Raw genomic sequence first — 10,906 nt, 5'->3', positions numbered from 1 at the left:
GGGCCGCTGGCGGCCTCCAGCGCCAGCTGATGCATGTAGGCGGTGGGGAAGCCCGCATGGGTCACGCGATGACGCTCCATGGCGTCCAGCGCCTCGCGCGGTGTCCACAGCCCGTCGGGCTTGAGCACGACGCAGCCACCGAAGGCCAGGGGCACCATCCAGCGCTCCTGCGCCCCGTCGAAGCTCATCGACAGGACGTGGAGTTCGCGCGTCTCCCGGTTCGTGCCGTAGACGGCCCCCGTGGCCCGCACGTGCCGGGCCAGGGGCCCGTGCGCCACGGCGACGCCCTTGGGGGTCCCTGTGGAGCCGGAGGTATAGATCACGTAGGCGAGCTGCTCCGGATGAGCGGTACGCGGTGGCGCGGTCTCGGGCTCGGAGGCGAGATCGAGGGCGGAGGGGTCCAGGCTACCGGCCTCTCCCATTCCGGACTCTTGCGCCAGCCCGTCGAGGGCCGACCCCTGCACCAGCAGTAGGCGGGCCCCGGCATCGCGCAGGAGGGAGGCCAGACGCACCCTCGGCTGGGCCGGATCGAGGGGCAGGAAGGCGCCCCCGGCCCGCAGGATGGCGAGGAAGGCGGCGATCTGGTCCGGCCCGCGCGGCAGGGCGACCGCGACCACGGCCTCGGACCGATTCCCTCCCGGATCAACCGGTGGGCGAGGCGNCGCACCCTCGGCTGGGCCGGATCGAGGGGCAGGAAGGCGCCCCCGGCCCGCAGGATGGCGAGGAAGGCGGCGATCTGGTCCGGCCCGCGCGGCAGGGCGACCGCGACCACGGCCTCGGGACCGATTCCCTCCCGGATCAACCGGTGGGCGAGGCGGTTGGCGGCCCGGTCGAGCTCGCCGAACGTGGTGGTGCGCGGACCGCAGATCACCGCCGGCGCGTCGGGATCGGCCTGCGCTGCCGCGCCGATCAGCGCCGGCACCAGCGCCTCCGACAGCGGCATCCCGTCCGCGTAGGGCGCGGACAGCGAGGCGAGGGACGAGGCCGGGACCAGTTCGAGCGTGTCGATGCGACGGGCCGGGGTGCCGGTCAGGCCGTCGAGCAGGGCGAGATAGCCCTCCTCGAACCGGGCGATGGTGGCGGGGTCGAAAAGGGCTTCGGAATAGGCGAAGGTCGCGGACAGGCCGCCGTCCTTCTCCGATACTTCCAGGACGAGGTCGTAGGCGGGTGTGCCGGTATCCTGCCCGAATGTTTCGAGCGTCAGGCCGGCGACCGTGCCGAGATCGCCCAGGGTCGCCGGCTGCTGGCTGATCATCACGCGGGCAAGGGGTGCCCGGCCGGGAACGCGTTCCGGCTGCAGCGCCTCCACCAGTCGCTCGAAGGGCAGATCCTGATGGGCCAGGGCGTCCGTCAGCGAGGTCCATAGCCGGCTGATGACGTTGCGTCCCGGCGATGCCGGGTCGATCGACACAGGTAGGACCAGTGTGTTCACGAACACCCCGACGAGGTGCTCGACGCCCGGCAGGTGGCGACCCGCAACGGGCATGGCGATGCGCAGGCTCCGGGTGTCGCCATAACGATGCAGGAAGAGGGCGAAGGCGCCGAGCAGGATTGTGAAGGGCGAGGTGCCCGTCTCACCCGCCAGGGCCCCGACCCGACGGCTCACCCCCTCGCCGATCGCGAAACCGTGACGGAGGACGCGGTCGGGTACGCCGACCCGCCTCTGGCGATCGGAAAGCGACAGATCGGGTTCGGGCCCGCCGAGGCGTTCGCGCCACCAGGCGAGGTCGGACTCCATGGCATCGGCGCGTGGTTCGCCGGCCTGCCAGGCGGCGATATCGGCCGGCTGGATCGCGAGGGGGGGCAGACCGGTGGGCAGGCCCTCCGCCTCAGCCCGATAGAGCGCCGGCCATTCCCGCAGGATCACGCCCATGGACCAGCCATCGGACACGATGTGGTGCAGGGTCACCAGGAGGACGTGATGAGCCCCGCCGAGGCGGACCAGGGCAAAGCGCGCGAGCGGGCCGCCGGGGAGGGTGAAGGGGCGTTCCGCCGCCTCGCGGCAGAGGGCGGCGAACCGCTCCTCGCGCTCATGCGCGTCGAACCCGGTCAGATCGGTCTCGGGCAACGCGACGTCGTAGCCGGCCACGATCACCTGCTCGGCCCGGCCGTCGGGGCGGCGGTGCAGACGGGTGCGGAAAGCCTCGTGCCGCGCGACGAGGGCAGCAAGGCTGCGGTCCAGGGCGCTCCGGTCGAGGTCGCCGTGGAGGTGAATCCCACCGGCGATATGGTGGCGTTCGTCATCGCCGAATTCGGCCTCGAACCAGAGCCGCTCCTGCGCCAGCGACAGGGGAAGCGCTCCGTCACGGGGGGCCGGAGCGATCACGAGAGCCGTCGTACCGGCCGCGATCTCCGCCCCGACCGCCTCGGCGAAAGCCCCCAGCCGGGGATGCGCGAACAGGGTCTGCGGCGGGATCGCGATGCCTATGGCCGCGCGTAGCTCAGTGAGCATCCCGATGGCCGCGATGGAATTTCCGCCGAGAGCGAAGAAATGACTGTCGCGGGTGAGGTCGCGCCGGTCGAGGATGACGGACCAGATCGCGGCGAGGCGCGCATCCAGCCCGGCCAGGGCCATGGCCTCACCGGATTTCGGCGCGCCTTCCCCATCGCTGCGCCGGCCGTCCTCCACCACCGCGTAGGCGTCCAGGGAGCCCCTCTCCCATCCGCGCCGCGTGGCGCCGCGCTGGATCTTCCCACTGGATGTGCGCGGCAGGCCGCCGGGATTGAGGAGAACCACGACGCGCGCGGTCTCGAGGAAGGCATCGGCGACGGCCTCCGATACCAGCGAGGCGATCGCCTCGGGCGCGGCGAGCTTCTGGACGGTGCGCGACACCTCCACCGCCACGCCGATGCCCTCGCGGCCGTCGCGCTCGATGGCGAAGGCGGCGATCCGGCCTCGGCGCAGGATGTCGACGCCCTGCTCCACCACCCGCTCCACGTCCTGCGGATAGACGTTCTGGCCACGCAGGATGATGAGGTCCTTCTCGCGCCCGACGAGGAAGAGCCGGCCCCGGTGCAGGAAGCCGAGATCGCCCGTCCTCAGGCAGCGCACGCCGTGCCGTTCGACGAAGGCGGCCGCCGTCGCGTCCGGGTTGCGCCAATAGCCCTGGGCGAGGCTCGGACCGGAGACGACGACCTCGCCGATGGTCCCGTCCGGCAGCGATTCCCCATCGGAACCGGCGATGTGGATCGGATGCCCGGGCTGCTCGAAGCCGCAATCCACCAGCCGGGTGCCGTCCACCGCGGCGACGGCACGGCCTTGCGCGAGGGTGGCGGGATCGAGGTCGAGGGACCGCATGCCCTCGCCGCGCGTCCCGGCGGTGAGGAAGAGTGTCGCTTCCGCCAGGCCGTAGGACGGCCTCAGCGCGCGGGCGTCGAAACCGGCGGGAGCGAAACGCTCGGCGAAATCGGCCATGGTGGAGGCCCGGACCATTTCCGAGCCCGAGAAGGCGATCTGCCAGCTGGACAGGTCGAGCCGCGCGACGGTCTCGTCGTCGACCCTGTCCTGGCACAGGCGGAACGCGAAATCGGGGCCGCCGCTCACCGTGCCGCGATGATGGTGGATGGCCTCCAGCCAGCGCGCCGGGCGGCCGAGGAAATGCTTGGGCGACATGAGAACGCCCAGGATGCCCGCGTAGATCGGCTGCAGCATGCCGCCGATCAGACCCATGTCGTGATAGAGCGGAAGCCAGCTCACCATGACGTCGTCGGGACGGAAGTCGAACCCGACCCGGATCAGCCGCTCGTTGGCAACGAGGTTGGCGTGGCTGACGACCACGCCCTTGGGCACGGCCGTGGACCCCGACGTGTATTGCAGGAAGGCGACGTCCTCCGGCGACAGCGCCGCCTCGAGCCGGCCGGCGGGCTCCGCGTCGCGGGATTCGTACGCCGAGATGTCCTCCACCGGCAGGACCGCGCTGCGGATTCCCGCCGTGGCGAGCATGGCGTGAACGGAGTCCGCGTCGTCGCGATGGACGAGGATCAGCGACGGCTCGGCGTCATCGATGATCGCGGCGATGCGCGCCTGATGCTGCGCCCGGCGCGGCTCGGGCGGGAACACCGGGACGGCGATGAGCCCCGCCTGGAGGCAACCGAAGAAGCCCGCGACGTAGTCGAGCCCGGTATCGAGCAGGAGGCAGACCCGGTCGCCGGGGCTGGCCGATTGCCGAAGCCGCGCTGCGATGGCCCGCGCCCGACGGTGGAGCTCCGCGTAGGTGACCGCGACCTCGCCCCGCTGCGGGTCGTCGAGGAAATGAAGGGCGGAGACCTCGCCATGGGTCTCGGCCAGCCAGCGCAGGTGACTGACGAAGTCCGTGGCGGGCGGGACCACCAGCGACGCGCGCGGGAAACCGTCGGTCATCATGTGTCCTGCCATGTCGTCGAAACGGGATGTCATCGAAACGGGGCGCCGGGGTTCAGGCGCAGGCGTTGCCGGCAAGGGCACGGCGCAGGCTCAGGGGCCGCATGTCGGTCCAGACCGTGTCGATATGCTCGAGGCACGCGGCGCGGGCCCCGGAGAAGCCGGTGGCGCTCCATCCGGCCGGCACCGGGCGATGGGCGGGCCAGACGGAATACTGCTCTTCCCCGTTGATCACGACGAGGAACGTCGCTTCGCTGTCGTCGGTGGCCATGGCGTTGCGCTCCGCGAATTTGGTCGGTCTCGCAGCCAGAGACGGTGGCGGATCGCCGAAATTTAAGCGGCGGCGCACAATTTTTCCGGCCGGCTCCTAAATCCCTCCCCTGCCCGAACGTCCCTTTGCCTGACGACCGCCGGCGGATCGCCGCGGTGATCCGTGTCGCTCGGCGCAGGAATGGAGGTTCGGTGATGACGGAATCCTACGACCACTCGGATACGTCCTTCCCCCTGCGCGGGGTCTTCCGGGACGAGGGGCCGAGGCGCGGGGACGATGACGACGCGCCGGTCTACGATGCGCTCGGCATCGGCTTCGGCCCGTCGAACCTGTCGCTGGCCATCGCCCTCGACGAGGCGGGACGGCGGCGGGGCCGCCAGCCCCGGGTGCGCTTCCTCGAGCGCCAGGACGAGTTCGTCTGGCACGGCGGGATGCTCCTGCCTGACAGCGGGATGCAGATCTCCTTCCTGAAGGATCTCGTCACCCTGCGTGACCCAACGAGCCCCTACACCTTCATCAACTACCTCCATGTCCACGGCCGGCTGATCGACTACATCAACCGCAAGTCGTTCTTTCCGAGCCGGATCGAGTTCAACGCCTATCTGCGCTGGGTGGCCGGGCATTTCGCCGATCGCTGCGACTATGGCGATACCGTGCTGGCCGTCGAGCCGGAGGGGCGCGGCGACACGATCCGCCACCTGCTCGTCCATTCGCGCAAGGCCGATGGCCGCGAGCGGAGACGGCGCACCCGCGCCGTCATCCTCGCCACCGGAGGCGAGCCGCGTATCCTGCCGGTCTTTGAGGAGCTGCAGGGGAGCGCCCGGATCTTCCACTCGTCGCGCTACCTGTCGCGGATCGACGGCGTTCCCCTGCCGGACGGCGCCACACGCCGGCCGCGCATCGCCGTCATCGGCGCGGGCCAGACGGCGGCCGAGCTCTTCCTCGACCTGCAGAGCCGCATTCCCACCGCGGACATCTCCATGATCTTCCGCGGGCAGGCGCTGAAGCCCGCCGATGACAGCCCCTTCGTCAACGAGATCTTCAACCCCGACTTCACCGACTTTGTCTACGGCCAGCCCGAGACCCAGCGCCGGGCCATCATCGACGAGTTCCGCGGCACCAATTACTCGGTGATCGACACCGACCTTCTGACGCGCATCTTCGACATCCTCTATCAGCAGAAGGTCAGCGGCGAGCATCGCCATGCCCTGCGGCCGAGGACCACCGTGGTCGGGGCCGTAGAGCAGGCCGGCGAGATCGTCCTCGAAACCCTGGACGCCGCCACGGGGCTCACCGCGCAGGAGCCCTATGACGTCGTGATCCTGGCCACGGGCTATCGCCGCGACCGCCTGGAGACCATCATGCCGTCGCTCGCCCCGCATCTCACCGACGGCACCATCGGGCGCGACTACCGTCTCGCCACCCGCCCCGGTTTCGAGCCGGGCATCTATCTCCAAGGTTTCAGCGAACCCACCCACGGCCTGAGCGATACACTCTTGTCCATCCTGGTCATGCGGGGGCATGAGATCGCCCAATCGCTACTGGCCGACCGGCAGACGACGGCCGCGCGGGCCTGACGCGGCCCTCGGTCCACCAGCATGGCGTGCGTTGCAGCGTCGAACGGGCGAACGAAATCCATGATCCGAGCCGATGCGGGACCAAGGGGAGATTCCGGCCCGGACGATGCGGTCTACAGCCTCGACCGCGTCACGTTCTCGGTGCCCGGGCGCGTGCTGCTGCAGCCGCTGACCCTGACCATCCCCGCCGGCCGGGTCATCGGCCTCATCGGCCATAACGGGTCGGGCAAGTCGACGCTGATCAAGCTGCTCGGCCGCCAGCAGGCTCCGAGCGCCGGACGCGTCCTGTTCAAGGGCGCCCCGATCGAACAGCTCGGGGACCGCGCCTTCGCCCGCGAGGTCGCCTATCTTCCGCAGACGACGCCGCAGGCGCCCGGCATGCTGGTCAGGGAACTTGTCGCCATGGGCCGCTATCCCTGGCACGGGGCGCTGGGCCGGATGGGCGCGGCCGACCGCGAGGCCGTCGCCGAGGCGATGCGGCTCACCACGGTAACGCCCTTCGCCGAGCGCATGGTGGACAGCCTCTCCGGCGGCGAGCGCCAGCGCGTCTGGCTCGCCATGCTGGTGGCGCAGAATGCCGGATGCCTGCTTCTCGACGAGCCCATCGCCGCCCTCGACGTCGCCCACCAGATCGAGGTGCTCTCCCTCGTGCGCCAGCTGTCGCGGGAGCGCGGCCTCACCGTCATCGTGGTCCTGCACGACGTGAACATGGCGGCCCGCACCTGCGACGACCTCATCGCGCTCCATGGTGGCCGCCTCATCGCGCGCGGCACGCCCGCCGAGATCGTGACGCCGGAGGGGCTGGAGGCGATCTACGGGGTGCGCATGGGGGTCTTCCCCCATCCTCGGACGGGCATGGCCCTGAGCTACCTCGACTGAGGCCGGCCCGAACCCACATCGCGCTTCGAGCGTTGGCCCGTCAGATCAGGGAGCAACGCATGTCCGAGACGACGAAACCGCCCGAACCGACCAAGGTGAACGAGGATCTGGCCGCATCCTCCTACGACCGATCGCGCGGCGGCGGCTCCGGCGAGCCCGAGCAGAACGGCGCGGCGACCGGCCCGAAGGATACCGTGAGCGGAACCGTTCGGGAAACGCCGGACGATCCGAGCGACCGCCCCGGCACCGAAGCCGAGGAGGCCGCACGTTGAGCATGGATGGATCCACGCCCGAGGCGCCCGCCACGGTGACGCTGAAGGAGCCCCGGGACAAAGCCTATTGGGCCCGCTATTTCCAGACCCCGAGCGAGGAGGTCGAGGCCGCCGTGGCGGAGGTCGGCCACGATCCGGCGAAGGTCGCCGAACGGCTCGGCAAACCGTGGCCGTTCGAAGCCAGCGGCATCGTGTGAGGGAATCGGCTGCGGCGGGCGGCCTCCGTCCGCGCCTGGCTGGTGAGGCGCGGCATCGCCGCCTGGCGGCGGCGGGCAGGGGCGAGACCATGCCCGTCGCGCCCAACGCCCATCCCGATGGATGCGACGACCCCGCCGGACGGCAGCGGAACCGCCGCGGCGCGTTCCTCATCGAGCCCGAAGGATAGGAAGACGGGCGACCGGCCGTCAGCCCCAGAATTTCCACCATGCCTTTCGGGGGACCGCGACCTCCCGATAGCCGGTTCCCGCGACCCTATGCTGATAGATGCCCGGCGCCGGTTCCTTCAGATCACTGGGAAGCGGGAACGGACGCGGCGCGCCCAATAGGAGGGTACGGATCAGGAAATCGAGCAGCTCGGCCTGATAGGCGGCCTCACCATTTTCCATCAGCTCCACCGCGCACAGTGCCTCGGCCACGATGTGACGCCCGTCCGACCTTCGGAAGGTGACGCGATAAGCCGCCTGCCCCGTCCAGCTTCGATGGAAACAGAGAACCGGGCCATTGAGATAGGCGAACCATTTGTCCTCCATCGCCTTCGGAACCAGGCCGCGCGCGATCCTCTCGAAATCCGCGTCGCTAAAGGAGGCCCGGTAGGGAATGGAAGCCGTCTCCCCGAACGGCAGGCGCTTCCAGTCGTCCGGCCCCGCGGTCATCGCGTGCCCGTCGGCGGCACGCCCGCCTTCTTCAGATCGGCGAGGCATCCGCGCATGACCCGCATCATCTCGGCCTCCGTTTCGGCCGAAACGCCCATGGGCCGGAGGGCGGGACTGGCATTCTCGGGCCAATCGCCCCGTGTGCAGGACAGGAAGAGATGCCGAAAGCGCCGGCTGCACCCGCGCTCCGCCAGGGCGCGCAGGGCCGGCGGGTCGACGTCCCGCATGATCTCCTCGACGCTCCCGAACGCGCCGGAGGCGGGCGGCCGGTCCCGCCGCTTCCACTGGCCGGTTCGGTGCTCGATGAGGCCGTTCACGCATTCGTCCGCCAGACCCGTCGGCGGCCGGACGATGAGTTCGTCGAGGGCGCGGGCGGGCGAGGAGACCGCCAGCGACACGGCGAGCAGGCGCATCGGCATCCCCGTCCACCCCGGACGGTTCCGAACGCGATGCCGGGGACGTCGTGGATATCGACGCATTCTGCCTTCTCCTCGGGCTTAAGGCATGACCGATCCTGCCGGGACGGGCGACGCTCTTTAACCCGGCGGAGCGACGGCCGCCGAGGCCGGCCGGGTGTCCCCCTCCCGTCCGATCAGCGCTTGGGTCCTGCCCCTCAGGGCCTGGATGCTGCGATAGCCCACCGAGGCGGCGACGTGGCGTGCCGCCCGGCCATCGGCCGCAAGGGCCAGGGCCCGCACGATCCTGGCCCTCGCGCGCCACTGCCCGAAGCTGAGGCCCGTTTCCCGGCGAAACCCGCGCGTCAGTGTCCGGCGGCTCACGCCGGCCTGATCGGCCCAGGCGTCGAGACCGAGCGCCAAGGCGGGATCGTCGATCAACCCGAGGCAGATCCGCCGAAGGCGGGCATCCTGCGGCAAGGGCAGGGTGAGCCGGGTTTCGGGGGCGCGTCTGGTCTCGTCGAGCACCAGGGCGGCCAGATGCCCGCCCCGCCCCGTCTCGTCATACAGAACGGGCTCGCCTGTCAGGGCGACCAGGGCGGCGGCGAGGAGGGGCGAGACCTCGATGACCCGTGCCCGTTCGGAGAAGCCGGCAATCGCCTCGACGGCGAGATAGGCCGAGCACATCGCGACGTCGCCATGCATGACGACCGCGTGGGGGAGGCGCGGTGGGATCCATAGGGCATGGCCCTCCGGCACCACCCAGGTCCCGTCCTCGGCGGTCGCCATCATCAGTCCGGCGGTGGCGTAGAGCAGCTGCGCCCGCTTGTGGGAGTGCCGTTCCGTGCGGCTGCCGGCCGCGAAGGTCTTGGGCATCACCGCGACGTCGCGGGGCACGTCCTGATAATCCTCGGCCCTGATGGAGCGCATGGTTTCCCCGTCGGCACGGTCTGCCTTGGCCCGAACGCGTACACTTTCGGCCCGACGGCGTTCAACGGGTCAGGTAGAGGGGTGCCTGCCTGCGGAGATCCTCTATCGATGGACGCCGAAACCCTGTCCCGCCGCACCCTGCGCTTCGTCAACGTGGCGCATGCCCTCGATCACTTCGTCCTGCTGATCTACCCGACAGCCGTGCTCGCCATCGCGGCGCAGACAGGGCTGTCCTATGGAGAGCTCATCGCGCTCGCCACCGGCGCCTTCGTGGCCTTCGGGCTCTGCGCGCTGCCGATGGGCTGGCTCGCCGACCGGTTCGGACGGCGAAACCTCCTGGCGGTGTTCTTCTTCGGCTACGGCCTGTCGTGCCTCGGGGTCGCGAGTGCCGCGAGCCCGACGGCTTTCGCCCTGTGGCTCTGCGTGCTCGGGCTGGCTTCGGCGATCTATCATCCGGTCGGCTCGACCATGCTGGTCTCCCACTCGCGCCGCCTCGGGCGGGACCTCGGCGTGAACGGCGTCTGGGGCAATGTCGGCGCCGCGACGGCCTCGGGTGTCACGGCGCTGCTGGCGACGGGGTTCGGCTGGCAGGCAGCCTTCTTGGTGCCGGGCCTGGTCTGCCTCGCCTGTGGGACTGCGTTTCTCGCCATGGTCCCCGGCGACGGCGAGGGCGTGCAGGGCAAGGACAGGGGCAAGGCGGTGCTCGCGGTGTCCCGGCCCATCCCCCTGCTCGTGGTTTTCGCCTGCGCCATCGTGGCGGGGGGCATGACCTTCAACATCACCACCATCGCCCTGCCGAAGGTGGTGGACGAGCGGGTCGGCGACGGGTTGCCCCTCGCGCTGATCGGCTCCGTGGCCACCCTGGTCTTCATGGTGGGGGCCCTGACCCAGCTCGTCATGGGACGCCTGATCGACCGCTACAGCCTGCCGGCGCTGTTCCTGAGCCTGTCGGTGCTGCAGCCCCTGGGCCTGGGAATCGCTGCGCTGAGCACCGGCCTCCCGCTCCTCGCCGGCCTCGTCCTGGCCATGGCGGCGCTCTACGGGCAGGTGGTGATCAACGACGCGATGGTGGCCCGCTACGTGCCGCCGCTCTACCGCGCGCGGGCCTACAGCGTGCGCTATTTCCTCGGTTTCACCGTGAGCGGGTTCGCGGTGCCGCTGATCGCCCTGCTGCACGAGAGGGGCGGGTTCGGGCTCGTGCTCGGGATCGCGGCGGCCTGCGGCGGCGTCATCGTGGCCTCGGCGGTCGGCTTTTTCGGCCTCACGGGGAACGACCGCTCCCGGCCCCTCGCCCCGGCGGGATGACGCGGGGCCGACCGCCACGCGACGGGCCTTCGCACCGCCATCGGA

At 70.5% G+C, this 10,906-nt stretch carries 11 protein-coding genes; 5 read left to right on the top strand and 6 right to left on the bottom strand.

Annotated elements, in window-relative coordinates:
• From ASF08_RS25450 to ASF08_RS08090, 3 genes are all read right to left on the bottom strand, one after another.
• Positions 1–617: AMP-binding protein (locus ASF08_RS25450; RefSeq protein ID WP_244474485.1), on the bottom strand; the 617-nt coding region annotated here is incomplete at its 3' end.
• A gap of 45 nt (positions 618–662) precedes the next feature.
• A partial coding sequence (locus tag ASF08_RS25290) for an AMP-binding protein (protein WP_244474484.1) occupies positions 663–4,360 on the bottom strand: 3,698 nt, incomplete at its 3' end.
• 55 nt (positions 4,361–4,415) lie between these two features.
• The gene (locus tag ASF08_RS08090) at positions 4,416–4,631 is read right to left on the bottom strand and encodes an MbtH family protein (protein ID WP_056143585.1); all 216 of its coding nucleotides are present in this window, start codon (positions 4,629–4,631) and stop codon (positions 4,416–4,418) included.
• Between the two features lie 194 nt (positions 4,632–4,825).
• Between ASF08_RS08090 and ASF08_RS08085 the strand changes: the two genes are divergently transcribed.
• The 4 genes from ASF08_RS08085 to ASF08_RS08070 are packed head-to-tail and all read left to right on the top strand — an operon-like array spanning position 4,826 to position 7,556.
• On the top strand, positions 4,826–6,208 hold the full coding sequence (locus tag ASF08_RS08085) for a lysine N(6)-hydroxylase/L-ornithine N(5)-oxygenase family protein (RefSeq protein WP_056143583.1): 1,383 nt from the start codon (positions 4,826–4,828) through the stop codon (positions 6,206–6,208).
• Between the two features lie 60 nt (positions 6,209–6,268).
• A complete protein-coding gene (locus tag ASF08_RS08080) occupies positions 6,269–7,087 on the top strand; it encodes an ATP-binding cassette domain-containing protein (protein WP_056143580.1) in 819 nt (272 codons plus the stop codon).
• Positions 7,088–7,146: 59 nt separating this feature from the next.
• Positions 7,147–7,359: a hypothetical protein gene (locus tag ASF08_RS08075; protein WP_018045652.1), complete on the top strand. Its 213-nt coding sequence runs from the start codon at positions 7,147–7,149 to the stop codon at positions 7,357–7,359.
• A gap of 2 nt (positions 7,360–7,361) precedes the next feature.
• On the top strand, positions 7,362–7,556 hold the full coding sequence (locus ASF08_RS08070) for a DUF3606 domain-containing protein (protein WP_056143577.1): 195 nt from the start codon (positions 7,362–7,364) through the stop codon (positions 7,554–7,556).
• 207 nt (positions 7,557–7,763) lie between these two features.
• Here the strand turns inward: ASF08_RS08070 and ASF08_RS08060 are convergent, their stop codons facing one another.
• The 3 genes from ASF08_RS08060 to ASF08_RS08050 form a co-directional block, all read right to left on the bottom strand.
• Positions 7,764–8,231: a hypothetical protein gene (locus ASF08_RS08060; RefSeq protein ID WP_056143572.1), complete on the bottom strand. Its 468-nt coding sequence runs from the start codon at positions 8,229–8,231 to the stop codon at positions 7,764–7,766.
• A complete protein-coding gene (locus ASF08_RS08055) occupies positions 8,228–8,644 on the bottom strand; it encodes a hypothetical protein (protein WP_156629508.1) in 417 nt (138 codons plus the stop codon). The genes ASF08_RS08060 and ASF08_RS08055 overlap by 4 nt, the downstream gene beginning before the upstream one ends.
• 123 nt (positions 8,645–8,767) lie before the next feature.
• Positions 8,768–9,556 carry a helix-turn-helix domain-containing protein gene (locus tag ASF08_RS08050; RefSeq protein WP_056143565.1) on the bottom strand — a complete coding sequence of 263 codons (789 nt, stop codon included), beginning with the start codon at positions 9,554–9,556 and terminating at the stop codon, positions 8,768–8,770.
• Between the two features lie 108 nt (positions 9,557–9,664).
• Between ASF08_RS08050 and ASF08_RS08045 the strand changes: the two genes are divergently transcribed.
• The gene (locus ASF08_RS08045; protein ID WP_056143562.1) at positions 9,665–10,861 is read left to right on the top strand and encodes an MFS transporter; all 1,197 of its coding nucleotides are present in this window, start codon (positions 9,665–9,667) and stop codon (positions 10,859–10,861) included.
• Positions 10,862–10,906 lie beyond the last annotated feature (45 nt).

The sequence above is a fragment of the Methylobacterium sp. Leaf85 genome (assembly GCF_001422125.1).
Taxonomy (GTDB): domain Bacteria; phylum Pseudomonadota; class Alphaproteobacteria; order Rhizobiales; family Beijerinckiaceae; genus Methylobacterium; species Methylobacterium bullatum.
The sequence above is the reverse complement of the archived record's forward strand: the minus strand, read 5'-3'. Positions and strand labels throughout refer to the sequence as shown.